Origin of the sequence: Pseudomonas sp. KD5 (assembly GCF_012932895.1) — a bacterium.
Classification (GTDB): domain Bacteria; phylum Pseudomonadota; class Gammaproteobacteria; order Pseudomonadales; family Pseudomonadaceae; genus Aquipseudomonas.
This window is the reverse complement of sequence record NZ_JDWJ01000004.1, coordinates 263,760-279,907: the sequence shown is the minus strand read 5'-3', so window position 1 is coordinate 279,907 and position 16,148 is coordinate 263,760. Positions and strand designations below refer to the sequence as shown.

Annotated in this window: 12 protein-coding genes; 9 read left to right on the top strand and 3 right to left on the bottom strand. The window is 60.5% G+C overall.

Annotation, left to right across the window (positions count from 1 at the left end; all coding sequences use genetic code 11):
• Nucleotides 1-189 precede the first annotated feature (189 nt).
• The gene (locus tag AF70_RS11075; protein ID WP_371929199.1) at nt 190-2,628 is read left to right on the top strand and encodes a penicillin-binding protein 1A; all 2,439 of its coding nucleotides are present in this window, start codon (nt 190-192) and stop codon (nt 2,626-2,628) included.
• Between the two features lie 133 nt (nt 2,629-2,761).
• On the opposite strand, the gene AF70_RS11070 is transcribed toward AF70_RS11075, so the two are convergent.
• From AF70_RS11070 to rpmE, 3 genes are all read right to left on the bottom strand, one after another.
• Nucleotides 2,762-4,030: a malic enzyme-like NAD(P)-binding protein gene (locus AF70_RS11070; protein WP_019581853.1), complete on the bottom strand. Its 1,269-nt coding sequence runs from the start codon at nt 4,028-4,030 to the stop codon at nt 2,762-2,764.
• A gap of 182 nt (nt 4,031-4,212) precedes the next feature.
• Nucleotides 4,213-5,001 carry a thermonuclease family protein gene (locus AF70_RS11065; RefSeq protein ID WP_028939618.1) on the bottom strand — a complete coding sequence of 263 codons (789 nt, stop codon included), beginning with the start codon at nt 4,999-5,001 and terminating at the stop codon, nt 4,213-4,215.
• Nucleotides 5,002-5,036: 35 nt separating this feature from the next.
• The gene (gene rpmE, locus AF70_RS11060) at nt 5,037-5,255 is read right to left on the bottom strand and encodes a 50S ribosomal protein L31 (RefSeq protein WP_018929146.1); all 219 of its coding nucleotides are present in this window, start codon (nt 5,253-5,255) and stop codon (nt 5,037-5,039) included.
• A 330-nt stretch (nt 5,256-5,585) separates the two neighbouring features.
• Here rpmE and AF70_RS11055 point away from each other — a divergent pair, with 330 nt between their 5' ends.
• The 8 genes from AF70_RS11055 (at nt 5,586) to phaZ (ending at nt 16,099) form a co-directional block, all read left to right on the top strand.
• A complete protein-coding gene (locus tag AF70_RS11055) occupies nt 5,586-7,805 on the top strand; it encodes a primosomal protein N' (protein WP_007936815.1) in 2,220 nt (739 codons plus the stop codon).
• A 225-nt stretch (nt 7,806-8,030) separates the two neighbouring features.
• Complete coding sequence (argS, locus tag AF70_RS11050; protein ID WP_028939617.1) at nt 8,031-9,767, top strand: arginine--tRNA ligase; 1,737 nt, start codon at nt 8,031-8,033, stop codon at nt 9,765-9,767.
• A gap of 1 nt (nt 9,768) precedes the next feature.
• Nucleotides 9,769-10,479, top strand: a complete 711-nt coding sequence (locus AF70_RS11045; RefSeq protein ID WP_028939616.1) for an SPOR domain-containing protein — start codon at nt 9,769-9,771, stop codon at nt 10,477-10,479.
• Between the two features lie 298 nt (nt 10,480-10,777).
• Nucleotides 10,778-11,308: an ATP-dependent protease subunit HslV gene (hslV, locus tag AF70_RS11040; protein ID WP_007936812.1), complete on the top strand. Its 531-nt coding sequence runs from the start codon at nt 10,778-10,780 to the stop codon at nt 11,306-11,308.
• A 54-nt stretch (nt 11,309-11,362) separates the two neighbouring features.
• Nucleotides 11,363-12,703 (top strand): ATP-dependent protease ATPase subunit HslU, encoded by a 1,341-nt coding sequence (hslU, locus tag AF70_RS11035; protein WP_019581849.1) that lies wholly within the window; start codon nt 11,363-11,365, stop codon nt 12,701-12,703.
• A 95-nt stretch (nt 12,704-12,798) separates the two neighbouring features.
• Nucleotides 12,799-13,176, top strand: coding sequence for a gamma-butyrobetaine hydroxylase-like domain-containing protein (locus AF70_RS11030; RefSeq protein WP_019581848.1), 378 nt, complete (start codon nt 12,799-12,801; stop codon nt 13,174-13,176).
• A gap of 254 nt (nt 13,177-13,430) precedes the next feature.
• Nucleotides 13,431-15,110 (top strand): class II poly(R)-hydroxyalkanoic acid synthase, encoded by a 1,680-nt coding sequence (phaC, locus tag AF70_RS11025; protein WP_007936808.1) that lies wholly within the window; start codon nt 13,431-13,433, stop codon nt 15,108-15,110.
• A gap of 134 nt (nt 15,111-15,244) precedes the next feature.
• Nucleotides 15,245-16,099 carry a poly(3-hydroxyalkanoate) depolymerase gene (gene phaZ, locus AF70_RS11020; protein ID WP_019581847.1) on the top strand — a complete coding sequence of 285 codons (855 nt, stop codon included), beginning with the start codon at nt 15,245-15,247 and terminating at the stop codon, nt 16,097-16,099.
• Nucleotides 16,100-16,148 lie beyond the last annotated feature (49 nt).

Below are 16,148 nucleotides of genomic sequence, written 5' to 3'. Positions count from 1 at the left end.
TACGGACTCTGTAATATCCATTGCGTTCAATACCCCCCGTCTTGACAGAAGCGCAAATGACGCTCCCTGCGGAAAAATGCTTATAATGCCGAGCGTTTTTCCGCTTTCACTGCAAGCGCGGGTCATTCTCTTTATAGCCTGAACCCTGATGCCTAATTCATTCTTTGCCCTGGATATCCAAAAGCCTTGATTCGTCTGCTGAAATTCTTCGGTTGGTCCATCGTCGCCGTTTTCTGCGGACTGCTCCTGGGTCTGAGCGGCGCCTTTCTTTACCTTAGCCCTGGATTGCCATCTGTGGAGGCGCTGAGAAGCATTCAGTTGCAGATTCCTTTGCGGGTGTACAGCAGCGACAACAAGTTGATCGCAGAATTTGGCGAAATGCGCCGTACGCCGATCCGTTTCGCCGACATTCCCCCCAATTTCATTAATGCGTTACTAAGTGCTGAAGACGACAATTTCGCCAACCACTACGGCGTCGATCCCAGCAGCCTGATGCGTGCCGCCACCCAGCTGGTAAAGAGCGGACACATTCAGTCCGGCGGCAGCACCATCACCATGCAGGTGGCGAAGAACTTCTTCCTGAGCAGCGAACGCAGCTTCTCGCGCAAAACCACCGAAATTCTCCTGGCCCTGCAGATCGAACGGCAGCTGACCAAGGACGAAATCCTCGAGCTGTACGTCAACAAGATCTATCTGGGCAACCGCGCCTATGGCATCGAGGCGGCGGCGCAGGTCTATTACGGCAAGTCGATTCGTGATGTCAGCCTGGCGCAGATGGCGATGATCGCCGGTCTGCCAAAAGCCCCGTCGCGCTTCAACCCGCTGGCCAACCCGGCCCGCAGCAAGGAGCGTCGCGACTGGATCCTGGGGCGCATGTACAAGCTCGGCAAGATCACCGAAGCCGACTACACCGCGGCGATCAACGAACCGCTGAACGCCAGCTATCACGTGCCGACCCCGGAAGTGAACGCACCGTACGTCGCCGAAATGGCCCGCGCCGAAATGGTCGGTCGCTATGGCAGCGATGCGTACACCGAAGGTTTCCGCGTCACCACCACGGTGCCGAGCGATTTGCAGGAAATGGCCAACAGCGCGGTTCACGAAGGCTTGATGACCTACGATCAACGGCACGGTTATCGCGGCCCCGAGTCACGCCTGCCGGGTAAAACCCGAGAGGCCTGGACCCTGGAACTGACCAAGCAGCGGACCATCAGCAGCCTGGAGCCGGCGATCGTGACTCAGGTCGACAAGAACGGCGTGCAGGTGCTGACCCGCACCGGCGAAGAGCACGTTGCCTGGGACACCATGAAGTGGGCCCGTCCGTTCCTGAACACCAACAGCATGGGCGCCAATCCGAAGCAGCCGTCGGACGTCGCGCAGGTCGGCGATCTGATTCGCGTACAACGTCAGCCGGATAATTCGCTCAAATTCAGCCAGATTCCGCAGGCCCAGGGCGCACTGGTGTCCCTCGATCCGCAGAACGGTGCCATTCGTTCCCTGGTCGGCGGTTTTGCCTTCGAGCAGAGCAACTACAACCGCGCCATGCAGGCCAAGCGCCAGCCGGGTTCGAGCTTCAAGCCGTTCGTCTATAGTGCCGCCCTGGATAACGGCTACACCGCCGCCAGCCTAGTGAACGACGCACCGATCGTGTTCGTCGACGAATACCTGGACAAGGTCTGGCGCCCGAAGAACGACACCAACACCTTCCTCGGCCCTATCCGCATGCGTGAAGCGCTCTACAAGTCGCGCAACCTGGTATCGATCCGCCTGCTGCAAGCGCTGGGCGTCGACCGCACCATCGACTACATCAGCAAGTTCGGCTTCAACAAGCAGGACCTGCCACGCAACCTGTCCCTGGCACTGGGCACCGCGACCCTGACGCCAATGGAAATCGCCACTGGCTGGAGCACCTTCGCCAACGGCGGCTACAAGATTTCCCCGTATATCATCGACAAGATCGAAAGCCGCAACGGCGACACGCTGTTCGTTGCCAACCCGCCGAGCGTTCCGAAAGGCAACGTAGTCAGCGACGGCATCGCCGTGCCGGCCGCCAATACCTTCACCGTCAACGCCACCCCAGGCGAAGCGCCGAGCGCCCAGCCAGTGTCACAAGCGCCAGCGGTGGCCGAACGTATCATCGATGGTCGCACTACCTACATCCTCAACAGCATGCTTGAGGACGTAATCAAACTCGGCACTGGCCGTCGCGCACTGGCCTTGGGCCGCAGTGACATTGCGGGCAAGACCGGCACCACCAACGAATCCAAGGACGCCTGGTTCTCTGGCTACAACGCCGATTACGTGACCACCGTCTGGACCGGCTTCGACCAACCGGAAAGCCTGGGTAAACGAGAGTTCGGCGGCACCGTCGCACTGCCGATCTGGATGAACTACATGGGCGCCGCCCTCAAAGGCAAGCCGCCTCATACCCAGCCGGAACCTGAAGGCATCCTCAGCCTGCGGGTCGACCCGGTCAGCGGTCGTGCAGCCACCCCAAGCACGCCAGGTGCCTACTTTGAGCTGTTCAAGGCCGAAGATACGCCACCGTCGGTGAATGAGCTGGGTAACGGCAATGTGCCAGGCAGCCCGCTGCCAGCGGACGAAGCGGCGCCGATCGATTTGTTCTGATCGCCACAACACCAAAAAGCCCCGCCTTCGAAAGAAGTGCGGGGCTTTTTATTGCCTGCCTGCAAACCCCTCAGATACAAAAAAGCCCCGACTCAGAATGAGCCGGGGCCTTTGGTTGAAGCGCTACAACGGCTTAGCCGTTGAACACGTCATCCACGCTTTTCAGCGGGTAGTTCTTCGGATACGGCAGGGTCGCCACGCCGGTCTCGATCGCAGCCTTGGCCACGGCATCGGAGATCACGGTGATCAGACGGGCATCCATTGGTTTCGGGATGATGTACTCACGACCGAATTCCAGCTTGATGCCGCCGTAGGCGTCGCACACTTCCTGAGGTACTGGCAGCTTGGCCAGTTCACGCAGGGCGTTGGCGGCAGCCACTTTCATTTCTTCGTTGATGCGCTTGGCGCGAACGTCCAGGGCACCACGGAAGATGAACGGGAAGCCCAGTACGTTGTTGACCTGGTTCGGGTAGTCCGAACGGCCGGTGGCCATGATCACGTCGTTGCGAGTGGCGTGCGCCAGTTCCGGGGAGATTTCCGGATCCGGGTTCGAGCATGCGAACACGATCGGGTTGGCCGCCATGGACTTCAGGCCTTCAGCGCTCAGCAGGTTCGGGCCGGACAGGCCAACAAACACGTCAGCACCTTCCAGTGCGTCAGCCAGGGTGCGCTTGTCGGTCGCGTGAGCGAAGACGGCCTTGTACTGGTTCAGGTCATCACGGCCGGAGTGGATCACACCGGTACGGTCAACCATGTAGATGTTTTCGATGTTGGCGCCCATGCTCACCAGCAATTTCATGCAGGAGATGGCGGCAGCACCGGCGCCCAGGCAGACGATCTTGGCGTCAGCCAGGGTTTTGCCAGCGATTTCCAGGGCGTTGATCATGCCGGCAGCGGTCACGATCGCAGTACCGTGCTGGTCATCGTGGAATACCGGAATATCGCACTGCTCGATCAGAGCGCGTTCGATCTCAAAGCACTCAGGCGCCTTGATGTCTTCCAGGTTGATGCCACCGAAGGTGATGGAGATACGCTTGACGGTGTCGATGAAGGCTTGCGGGCTTTCGGAGTCGACTTCGATGTCGAACACGTCGATGCCGGCGAAGCGCTTGAACAGAACACCTTTACCTTCCATTACCGGCTTGGAAGCCAATGGACCGAGGTTACCCAGGCCCAGAATCGCGGTGCCATCGGAAATGACTGCAACCAGGTTGCCTTTGCCGGTGTATTTGTAGGCCAGTTCAGGATCGCGGGCGATTTCGCGTACTGGTTCGGCTACGCCGGGGCTGTAGGCCAGCGACAGGTCGCGGGCGGTAGCAGTGGCCTTGGTGAGCTCGACACTCAGCTTCCCTGGACGAGGATTGGCGTGATATTCGAGAGCGGCAGTTTTCAAATCAGACATGTGGGCATTCCGCTTTTTACTGTTGGACAGACGGACCGCCGAGGATACTCGTGTCGCAAAGTCCCCACAAGACTGACCAGTCACCCCTGTCAAGCGCCCTGCCCTACGACTTTGGGCCAAGAGCCACGGAACACAAGGGATTAACTGTTCACAATTGATATAAAAAATGTCTACAATTTTTCTTACGGCGCGACCTGCAACATCGCCGGATCGGTCAGCGGCAAAAGCCAGCGCGCCTGTCCGGGCTTCAGTCCGCCACGGCGCGAACGATCCACGACCCAGCCACGAGCCTCGATTTGCTTGCCTATGAGCCTTTCAAGCGATGCGCCATCGAACTGGCCCAACATATTGGGTGCAACCCGCAATACAACTGAATCCTGCAACTCGATCCAAACCCCGCCGCGATTGCGCTGAACCTTGCTCACACGGCCACTGAGCACAGCGAAGCCGGACGCGTTGATCTGCTCCGCTTTCAGTACAGGTGACTGTCGCCACAGCCCGAGGCCGGCCTGACGAGCACTGCGTTCCGCCGCCTGCTGGCAGCCGACCAAATCGACGTTCGGCGCTACCGCGACCTGAAAACCGAGACCTTCAGCAAGCATCTGCGCTTCGAGGTTGGCGCCATCGACGCTGTAGACATGGGCCAGGGTGCGACCGTAATGGTCCTTGCCTTCTTTACCCGGTAGCAAACCGACTCGCCCGTCGCTGGCGGCCACCAGGGCTTCCAGGCGTTTGCGCGCGGCCACGGCGAACGGCTCGTCGGAACGACCCTGCTTGCCCAGCTCCGGCGTGTTCAAACCGATCATGCGCACACTGCGTCCATCGCTCAGACGCAAGGTGTCGCCATCCACCACCCGCTGCACCACAACCGGCGTCAGCCCGCTCGGCGCCGGGCAGAAGGCCTGGGCAGCGGAAAGCCAAATCGCAGACATAAAAAAGGCGCCCGCGAGGGACGCCTTTTTCATCAGCATGGAAAAACCGTAACGGCTTCCCAAGTTGATCGGCCTTAGGCCTTTTTCGCGCCGAAAGCACCGAAACGGTCTGCGAAACGCTGAACGCGGCCGCCAGTGTCCAGAGTCTTTTGCTTACCGGTGTAGAACGGGTGGCATTCGTTGCAAACGTCGATCGCCAGGGCTTTGCCGTAGGTCGAACGGGTTTCGAACTTGTTGCCGCAGCTGCAGGTAACAGCAACTGCTGGGTATTCTGGATGGATATCAGCTTTCATGGTGTCTTCCTCAGGCTAGCGTGCCGCCACCCAACACTATTGTTGAATACCGCACGTAATTAGGCCGCGGATTCTACCAGACCTTTGCAAACACGCAAGCTGTCGTGGGTGCCCTCCATCAGGAAAGACTGTTCAATGTTGACGGCGTCTTTTAACGCCATGCTGCGTTGCTACTCCTCCCCATAGCGCGCTATGAGTCGTCGTAGCGCCTTGCCTGGCATTAAAATCCACTCGTCAACACTTGAACGCTTTCCTGATGGAGGACACAAATCCGACCGTCTGCTAGGCTCCCGGCCTTCGTCATCGCTCCCCTATCGAGAAAACAATCGCGTGCCCAACGCCATTCTGCGCCTCGCCCTGCCTTCGCCCCTGCGCCGCCTGTTCGACTATCGCGCGCCGGCCGGAGTCCTGCGCGCCCAGTTACACCCGGGCATGCGTTTGCGGGTGCCGTTCGGCCGGCGGGAGATGATCGGGATTCTGGTGGAGATCACCGACCACAGCGAAGTCCCGACAGAAAAACTCAAACCGGCGCTGGCCCTGCTCGATGCGGTACCGCCGCTGCCACCCGCGCTGTTCAAGCTGTGCCTGTGGACGTCCCAGTATTATCAGCACAGCCTCGGCGACACATTGAGCTGGGCGCTGCCGGTGTTGCTGCGTCAGGGTGAGCTGGCCGAAGCCCGTCAGGAGCGGTTCTGGTCCGCCGCGCCCGGCGCCAGCCTCGATGACCCGCGCATCGCCCGCGCCCCGCGGCAGCGCGAAGCCCTGGCGACCCTGGCGCAACATCCCCACGGCGTCGCCCATCAGCTGCTGAGCAAACTGATGCTGAGCAAGGACAGCCTCGATCTGTTGCTGGCCAAGGATCTGGTGCAGGTAGACATCCGCAGGCACGCGCCCGGCGCTCGCCACGAACACTGGCTGGCACAACCGGAATTGCCGCTCAACCCGGAGCAGCGCGCCGCTTATGAAGCGATTCGCGCCGGGTTCGACAGTTATCATGCGTTCCTGCTGGCCGGCGTCACCGGCAGCGGCAAGACCGAAGTCTATTTGCAACTGATCCGCGAAACCCTCGAGGCCGGCAAGCAAGCCCTGGTGTTGATCCCGGAGATCAACCTCGGCCCGCAAACCCTGGCGCGCTTCGAACAGCGCTTCAATGCACGCATCGCACTGATCCACTCCGCCGTCAACGACCGCGAGCGCCTGGACGCCTGGCTGGCCGCGCGGGATGGCGAAGCCGACATTATTATCGGCACCCGTTCGGCGCTGTTCACGCCGATGAAGAACCCCGGCCTGATCATCATCGATGAAGAGCACGACGGCTCTTATAAACAGCAGGAAGGCTTGCGCTACCACGCCCGCGATCTGGCGCTGGTTCGCGCCCGGCAGGAAAACATCCCGATTGTCCTCGGCTCCGCCACGCCTTCTCTGGAAAGCCTGCAAAACGCCTACACCGGTCGTTACGGCCTGCTGCGCCTGAATGAGCGCGCCGGCGGCGCCAAGCAACCGCGTTTCCTGCGCCTGGACGTGAAAAGTCGTCCACTGGACAGCGGCATTTCCGGGCCGATGCAGCAAGCCATCGGTCAGACCCTGGCCGCCGGCCAGCAGGTGCTGGTGTTCCTCAATCGCCGAGGGTTCGCCCCGACGCTGCTCTGCCACGATTGCGGCTGGATGTCCGAATGCCAGCGTTGCGACGCGCGAATGACCGTGCACCAGCGCTCGGGCGAATTGCGCTGCCATCATTGTGGCTACGTCGAGCGCGTGCCTCGACATTGCCCAAAGTGCGGCAAGGTCGATTTGCGGCCCGTGGGCGCCGGCACCGAGCGTGCCGAGGAACGCCTGGGGATTCTATTTCCGGACGTCCCGGTGCTGCGAGTCGACCGCGACAGTACTTCACGCAAAGACGCGATGAATCAGTTGTTCGCGACCATCCAGAAAGGCCAGCCGTGCATTCTGGTCGGCACACAGATGCTTGCCAAAGGGCACCACTTTCCTCGGGTGACACTGGTGTCGATTCTCGATGCCGACGGCGGGTTGTTCTCCGGCGACTTCCGCGCCAGCGAGCGCATGGCGCAGTTGATCGTCCAGGTCGCCGGACGCGCGGGCCGCGCCGAAGAGCCGGGCAAAGTGATCATCCAGACGCACCTGGCGGACCACCCGCTGCTGGTGCAACTGACCGAGCAGGGCTATTTCGCCTTTGCCGAACAGGCATTGAGCGAACGCCGCTCCGCCGGGTTGCCGCCATTTGCGCATCTCGCGCTGCTGCGGGCCGAAGCGCACAAACCGGGGCAGGCCGAAGGGTTCCTCGATGAAGCGTGCAGCGAGGCCGAGCGACTGCTGGCCGAACAGCATCTGACCGGTATCGAGTTGCTGGGGCCGGTTCCGGCACCGATGGAGCGCCGGGCCGGGCGCTATCGCGCACAGTTATTGCTGCAAGCCACGGCCCGGGCGCCGCTGCATCGATTGTTGAGCAGTTGGTTGCTGGCTTTGGAGCAGATGCCCAGTGGGCGGGCAGTGCGTTGGTCTTTGGATGTCGATCCGGTCGATTTGTATTGATTTCAAAATCGCCATCGCGGGCAGACCTCGCTCCTACAACGGATCTTGCTGATCCGCACACTGCCTCTGTAGGAGCGAGGCTTGCCCGCGAAGGCGGCCGATTTGTCACCACATATCCATAACCTGCCCGCTATAGTTGGCAAGCCCGTCTTCGCAACGGATAATGCCCAGTTTTTCCACCAGCGCACTGAAGCGCCGCCGCGCCTGCGGTCGAAAGAGAAGACCATGAAAGACACCATTCGCCAGCTGATCCAACAAGCCATCACCCAACTCGTCAACGAAGGTGTGTTGCCTGAAGGCCTGTCGCCGGCGATCCAGGTGGAAAACTCCCGTGACAAGACCCACGGCGACTTCGCCAGCAACATCGCGATGATGCTGGCCAAACCGGCCGGCATGAAACCCCGCGACCTGGCCGAAAAAATCATCGCCGCGCTGCCGGCTGACGAAAACGTCTCCAAAGCCGAAATCGCCGGCCCAGGTTTTCTGAACTTCTTCCAGAACACCCAAGCCCTGGCGACCCGTCTGGACGCGGCCCTGGCCGACGACCACATCGGCGTACGCAAGGCCGGCCCGGTGCAGCGCACCGTGGTTGACCTGTCGGCACCGAACCTGGCCAAAGAGATGCACGTCGGCCACTTGCGCTCGACCATCATCGGCGACGGCGTGGCCCGGGTGCTGGAGTTCCTCGGCGACACCGTGATCCGTCAGAACCATGTCGGCGACTGGGGCACCCAGTTCGGCATGCTGATGGCTTATCTGCAGGAAAACCCGATCACCAGCGACGAGCTATCGGACCTGGAAAACTTCTACCGCGCCGCCAAGCAGCGCTTCGACGAGTCCGAAGAGTTCGCCGACCGCGCCCGTGGCCTGGTGGTCAAGCTGCAAGCCGGCGACCCGGACTGCCTGGCGCTGTGGACCAAGTTCAAGGACATCTCGCTGTCCCACTGCCAGAAAATCTACGAACTGCTGAACGTCAAACTGACCATGGCCGACGTGATGGGTGAAAGCGCCTACAACGACGACCTGATCAACGTGGTCAACGACCTCAAGGCCAAAGGCATGCTGGTCGAGAGCAACGGCGCCCAGTGCGTGTTCCTCGACGAGTTCAAGAACGCCGAGGGCGAACCGCTGCCAGTGATCATCGTCAAGGCCGATGGCGGCTACCTCTATGCCACCACCGACCTGGCGGCCGTGCGCTACCGCAGCGGCGTGCTGAAAGCCGATCGCGCGCTGTACTTCGTTGACCAGCGCCAGGCCCTGCACTTCCAGCAGGTGTTCCAGGTCGCGCGTCAGGCCGGCTTCGTGACCCATCCGATGGAAATGGAACACATGGGCTTCGGCACCATGAACGGCGCCGATGGCCGCCCGTTCAAAACCCGTGACGGCGGCACCGTGAAGCTGATCGACCTGCTGACCGAAGCCCAGGAACGCGCCTACACGCTGGTGAAGGAGAAGAACCCGGAGTTGGCCGAAGACGAGCTGCGCAACATCGCCAAGGTCGTAGGCATTGGCGCGGTGAAGTACGCCGACCTGTCCAAGCACCGCACCAGCGACTACAGCTTCAACTTCGACCTGATGCTGAACTTCGAAGGCAACACCGCACCGTACCTGCTGTACGCCTACACCCGAGTGGCCGGCGTGTTCCGCAAGCTTGGCAAGGACTTCAGCGAAGTCGAAGGGCAAATCGTCCTCGAAGCGCCGCACGAACATGAGCTGGCGGCGAAACTGGCGCAGTTCGGCGAAATCCTGAATAACGTGTCCGATAAAGGCACGCCGCACATTCTCTGCACCTACCTGTACGATGTTGCCGGCCTGTTCTCCAGTTTCTACGAGAACTGCCCGATCCTCAGCGCCGACACCCCGGCGCAAATGCAGAGCCGTCTGCGCCTTGCTGCGTTGACCGGCCGCACTCTCAAGCAAGGCCTGGAACTCTTGGGTCTGGAAACTCTGGAGCGTATGTAAGTTGGCTGCCAAGAAAAAACCTGCACCCAAGCGTGGCGCCAGCCGTTACCAAGCCCCTGCAAAGCAACCGATCCCGGGCTGGCTGTGGATGGCCATCGGCCTGACGGTCGGCGCGTTCATTGTGTTCCTGATGAAGCTGGAGCCGGGCAAGGGCAGTGACAGCGTCAAGCGCGAGAAGGTCGAGCAACAGCAGAAAGCGACCAAGATCGCCGAAGCCAACAAGACCCCGCCGAGCCCGACGCAACCGGTGAAGCCGAAGTACGACTTCTACACCTTGCTGCCGGAGTCGGAAGTGATCGTGCCGCCGGATGCAGTACCTGAGAAAACCCTGCCGACACCACAAGTGCCGGCCATTCCGACCACGCCGGTGACGCCTGCGGAAGCAGCGAAGATCGACACCGCCCGGGCTCAGGCGGCATTGGCCGGCATCACTCCGCCGCCAGCGCCACCGGTGGCTAAAGCGGCGCCGGTGACCAAGTTCTTCCTGCAGGCCGGTTCGTTCCGCAAGCAAGCCGATGCCGACAAGGTTCGGGCGCAGATCATCCTGCTGGGTCAGGCCGTGGCGGTTGAATCCGGCACGGTGAAGGACGAGACCTGGTACCGGGTGCTGGTCGGCCCGTTCAGCAACCGCGAACAACTGACCACCGCCCAGAAACAATTGGCGGGCAGTGGCTTCAGTAACCTGTTGTTACAACAACGCCAGAGCCGCTGATCCCACTTTACAGTCAGAAGCAATCTGCTTTTGTGGCGAGGGAGCTTGCTCCCGTTCGGCTGCGAAGCGGCCCTAAAATCGACCGCCAAGGTCTGTCTGGCCAACCGCGGCGACCGACTTTAGGGTCGCTTCGCGCCCCAACGGGGGCAAGCCCCCTCGCCACAGGGATTCACTTGCACCCGCCTTCGCAAATGACACACCGCTCGTCCCCCGCCGCGTCCTACAGTTGAAAAACGCTCCACCACCCCCATATGAGTTGGCATAAGGCATTTTCGCCCCGCTGCGTGGAGACTCTCCCTTGACCACCATCGTTTCAGTTCGCCGCCACGGCAAAGTCGTCATGGGCGGCGACGGCCAGGTTTCGCTCGGCAATACCGTGATGAAAGGCAACGCGAAGAAAGTTCGCCGCCTGTACCACGGTCAGGTTATCGCCGGTTTTGCCGGGGCTACCGCTGACGCCTTCACCCTCTTCGAGCGCTTCGAAGGCCAACTCGAAAAACATCAGGGCCACCTGGTTCGCGCCGCTGTCGAACTCGCCAAAGAATGGCGCACTGACCGCTCCCTCAGCCGCCTCGAAGCCATGCTCGCGGTCGCCAACAAAGACGCCTCCCTGATCATCACCGGCAACGGTGACGTGGTTGAGCCTGAAGAAGGCTTGATCGCCATGGGTTCCGGCGGCGGCTACGCCCAGGCTGCGGCCAGCGCGCTGTTGAAAAAGACCGACCTGTCGGCCCGGGAAATCGTCGAAACCGCTTTGGGCATCGCTGGCGACATCTGCGTGTTCACCAACCACAACATCACCATCGAGGAGCAGGATCTCGCTGAGTAAGCCTGTCTTGGCCTAGCGCCACGGCTCACTTTTGCTTGAGGACCGCCAATTACTATGCCCATGACCCCCCGTGAAATCGTCCACGAACTCAATCGCCATATCATCGGCCAGGACGATGCCAAACGCGCCGTCGCCATTGCCTTGCGCAACCGCTGGCGCCGGATGCAGCTGCCCGAAGAGCTGCGCGTCGAAGTCACCCCCAAGAACATTCTGATGATCGGCCCGACCGGCGTCGGTAAAACCGAGATCGCCCGTCGCCTGGCCAAACTCGCCAACGCGCCGTTCATCAAAGTCGAAGCGACCAAATTCACCGAAGTGGGTTATGTCGGCCGCGACGTCGAATCGATCATTCGTGATCTGGCCGATGCGGCGATCAAACTGCTGCGCGAACAGGAAATGACCAAGGTTCGCCACCGCGCCGAAGACGCCGCCGAAGAGCGCATCCTCGACGCCTTGCTGCCACCGGCACGTATGGGTTTCAGCAACGAAGACGCCGCCCCGGCCCAGGACTCCAACACCCGCCAGCTGTTCCGCAAACGCCTGCGTGAAGGTCAGCTGGACGACAAGGAGATCGAAATCGAAGTCGCCGAAATCACCGGCGTCGATATCTCCGCGCCACCGGGCATGGAAGAAATGACCAACCAGTTGCAGAGCCTGTTCGCCAACATGGGCAAGGGCAAGCGCAAGAGCCGCAAGCTCAAGGTCAAGGAAGCGCTGAAACTGGTTCGCGACGAAGAAGCCGGTCGCCTGGTCAACGAAGAAGAGTTGAAGGCCAAGGCGCTGGAAGCTGTCGAACAGCACGGCATCGTGTTCATCGACGAAATCGACAAGGTCGCCAAGCGCGGCAATACCGGTGGCGTCGACGTATCCCGTGAAGGCGTACAGCGCGACTTGCTGCCGCTGATCGAAGGCTGCACCGTCAACACCAAACTGGGTATGGTCAAGACCGACCACATCCTGTTCATCGCTTCCGGTGCATTCCACCTGAGCAAGCCGAGCGATCTGGTGCCGGAGCTGCAAGGTCGCCTGCCGATTCGGGTCGAACTCAAGGCCCTGAGCCCGGAAGATTTCGAACGCATTCTTAGCGAGCCGCATGCCTCGCTCACCGAGCAGTATTGCGCGCTGCTGAAAACCGAAGGGCTGCTCATCGAGTTCCAGCCGGACGGCATCAAGCGTATTGCCGAGATTGCCTGGCAGGTCAACGAGAAGACCGAGAACATCGGCGCACGTCGCCTGCACACCTTGCTGGAGCGTCTGCTTGAAGAGGTGTCGTTCAGTGCCGGCGATCTGGCCAGCACCCATGACGAAAAGGCGATCCTGATCGATGCCGATTACGTCAACAGCCACTTGGGCGAATTGGCACAGAACGAAGACCTGTCCCGTTATATCCTGTAGGTCACCTACTCTCCTGTGAGAACGTGAACCCAGCAGGAGCTGCCGTAGACTGCGGCAGCTCCTGCACAACGTTCCACATAGACGGACGACCTGCCATGACCCAACTCCCCACCGACATCAAACTGCACAAAGCCTCGAAAACCCTGACGCTCAAATACGCGTCCGGCGAGGAGTATCACCTGCCCGCAGAATTCCTTCGCGTGCACTCTCCTTCCGCCGAGGTCCAGGGCCACGGCAAACCTATCCTGCAATTTGGCAAGATCGGCGTAGGCCTGAGCAAGGTCGAACCCGCCGGTCAGTACGCACTGAAATTGACCTTCGACGACGGCCACGACAGCGGCCTGTTCACCTGGGAATATCTGTACCAGTTGGCGGTGCGCCAAGAGGATCTGTGGAACGATTATCTTGCCGAACTCAAAGCGGCTGGAAAGACCCGTGATCCGAACGAGTCGGTCGTCAAGCTGATGCTCTAGGTCAGGCCTCGAGGTATTTAGAGGGCATTTTCTAATTCCATCTGTTTGAATGCTTGGCTGCCGGGTCAACGATTGGCCCGCTTGCGAAAAAAATTAAACTCGGGTAACCAATGGAGCTGGCAAGTTCCGTGCAGTGCTCTCTGAACTGAAAAGCAGCTATGCAATCAACGGTCACCCGAGCAGTAGTACCTGGCGCATTGTGTGACTACACAGCTGGGCTCAGGTACTCGCCTCAGGACAATGGAGCGTCGTAGATGAGTAACAAGCAAAACGATGACCTGAAATTCCAGGCTTCAGAAAATACCTTGGGACTGAATCCTGTTGTTGGGCTGCGTAGAAAGGATCTACTGGGCTCTGCCCGAATGGTGCTGACCCAGGCCATCAGACAACCCATCCACAGTGCCAGGCACGTCGCCCATTTCGGCATCGAACTCAAGAACGTGCTGTTCGGAAAATCCGAGCTTCAACCGCAAAGCGACGACCGCCGTTTCCTCGACCCGGCCTGGAGCCAGAACCCTCTCTACAAACGTTATTTGCAAACTTATCTGGCGTGGCGCAAGGAACTCCACACCTGGATCGATAAGAGCAATCTCTCGCCCAAGGACGTCGCTCGCGGGCATTTCGTGATCAACCTCATGACCGAAGCCATGGCCCCGACCAACACGGCAGCCAACCCGGCGGCGGTCAAACGCTTCTTCGAAACCGGTGGCAAAAGCCTGCTCGACGGCCTCTCCCACCTGGCCAAGGATCTGATCCACAACGGCGGGATGCCGAGCCAGGTCAACATGGGCGCGTTTGAAGTCGGCAAGAGCCTGGGTGTAACCGAAGGCGCAGTGGTCTTTCGCAACGACGTGCTGGAGCTGATCCAGTACAAGCCGATCACCGAGCAAGTGCATGAACGCCCACTGCTGGTGGTGCCGCCGCAGATCAACAAGTTCTACGTTTTCGACCTGAGCCCGGACAAGAGCCTGGCGCGCTTCTGCCTGCGCAACAACGTGCAGACCTTCATCGTCAGCTGGCGCAACCCGACCAAGGAGCAACGCGAGTGGGGTCTGTCGACCTACATCGAAGCGCTCAAGGAAGCGGTCGATGTAGTCACCGCGATCACCGGCAGCAAAGACGTGAACATGCTCGGCGCCTGCTCCGGTGGTATCACCTGCACTGCCCTGCTGGGTCACTACGCAGCGATCGGCGAGAAGAAAGTAAACGCCCTGACTCTGCTGGTCAGCGTGCTCGACACCACCCTCGACAGCGACGTGGCCCTGTTCGTCGACGAGCAGACCCTCGAAGCCGCCAAGCGCCATTCCTACCAGGCCGGTGTGCTGGAAGGTCGCGACATGGCGAAAGTCTTCGCCTGGATGCGCCCCAACGACTTGATCTGGAACTACTGGGTCAACAACTACCTGTTGGGCAACGAGCCACCGGTGTTCGACATTCTGTTCTGGAACAACGACACCACTCGCCTGCCGGCCGCTTTCCACGGCGACCTGATCGAGATGTTCAAAAACAACCCACTGATCCGTCCCAACGCACTGGAAGTGTGCGGCACACCGATCGACCTCAAACAGGTCGATGCCGACATCTTTTCCCTGGCCGGTACCAACGATCACATCACCCCGTGGAAGTCCTGCTACAAGTCGGCACAACTGTTCGGTGGCAAGGTCGAGTTCGTGCTGTCCAGCAGCGGGCATATCCAGAGCATTCTGAACCCGCCCGGCAACCCGAAAGCGCGCTACATGACCAGCACCGACATGCCGGTCAAGGCCGAGGACTGGATGGAAAACTCTACCAAGCACACCGACTCCTGGTGGTTGCATTGGCAAGCGTGGCAGGCCGAACGCTCGGGCAAACTGAAGAAGTCCCCCGCCAACCTTGGCAACAAGGCCTATCCCGCGGGTGAGGCGTCGCCAGGCACATATGTGCACGAACGTTGAGCTTCAAACAACTCGCAGTCCGCGGCACTGGGAAGTGCCGCGATTGTCATTAATCAGCCTCGAGGCCAGCCTCGAACATTCTGCGACGGCCCGGGATGGCCCGATCAGCGTTTAAAACCTACAGGGCTTCGTGCATGCCGCAACCGTTCATATTCCGTACCGTCAACCTGGATGGGCAGACCCTCCGCACCGCGGTACGCCCCGGCAAGCCTCACTTGACGCCCTTGCTGGTTTTCAATGGCATCGGTGCCAACCTGGAGCTGATATTTCCGTTCGTCCAGGCGCTGGATCCGGACCTGGAAGTCATCGCCTTCGACGTACCCGGTGTCGGCGGCTCATCGACGCCCAGCCGGCCGTATCGCTTTTCGGGCCTGGCGAAACTGACGGCGCGAATGCTCGACTATCTCGATTACGGGCAGGTCAATGTGATCGGCGTGTCATGGGGGGGCGCCCTGGCGCAGCAATTTGCCTATGACTATCCCGAGCGCTGCAAGAAGCTGGTGCTGGCAGCCACGGCGGCCGGCACAGTGATGGTGCCTGGCAAACCGAAAGTGCTATGGATGATGGCCAGCCCACGACGCTACATCCAGCCGTCCCATGTGATTCGCATCGCACCGATGATCTATGGCGGCTCGTTCCGTCGCGATCCGACCCTGGCGGCCAGTCACGCCGCGCGGGTTCGCTCGGCAGGCAAACTGGGCTACTACTGGCAACTGTTCGCCGGCTTCGGCTGGACCAGCATTCACTGGCTGCACAAGATCCACCAGCCGACCCTGGTGCTGGCGGGCGACGACGACCCACTGATCCCGCTGATCAATATGCGCATGCTGGCCTGGCGAATTCCCAATGCCCAACTGCACATCATTGACGACGGGCATCTGTTCTTGATTACCCGGGCCGAAGCGGTGGCACCGATCATCATGAAGTTTCTCGAAGAGGAACGTCAGCGCGCAGTGATGCATCCGCATCCGGCGCCATCGGGCAGTTGACCTGCCCCGGATTTGGTTCAGGAAAAGTGCGTCGACAGGACGTCGTACC

Excerpts from the sequence above, each read along its gene's own strand:
- AF70_RS11070 (WP_019581853.1), bottom strand. The coding sequence starts at position 4,030 with ATGTCTGATTTGAAAACTGCCGCTCTCGAATATCACGCCAATCCTCGT.
- AF70_RS11065 (WP_028939618.1), bottom strand. The coding sequence starts at position 5,001 with ATGCTGATGAAAAAGGCGTCCCTCGCGGGCGCCTTTTTTATGTCTGCG.
- rpmE (WP_018929146.1), bottom strand. The coding sequence starts at position 5,255 with ATGAAAGCTGATATCCATCCAGAATACCCAGCAGTTGCTGTTACCTGC.
- argS (WP_028939617.1), top strand. The coding sequence starts at position 8,031 with ATGAAAGACACCATTCGCCAGCTGATCCAACAAGCCATCACCCAACTC.
- hslU (WP_019581849.1), top strand. The coding sequence starts at position 11,363 with ATGCCCATGACCCCCCGTGAAATCGTCCACGAACTCAATCGCCATATC.
- AF70_RS11030 (WP_019581848.1), top strand. The coding sequence starts at position 12,799 with ATGACCCAACTCCCCACCGACATCAAACTGCACAAAGCCTCGAAAACC.
- phaC (WP_007936808.1), top strand. The coding sequence starts at position 13,431 with ATGAGTAACAAGCAAAACGATGACCTGAAATTCCAGGCTTCAGAAAAT.
- phaZ (WP_019581847.1), top strand. The coding sequence starts at position 15,245 with ATGCCGCAACCGTTCATATTCCGTACCGTCAACCTGGATGGGCAGACC.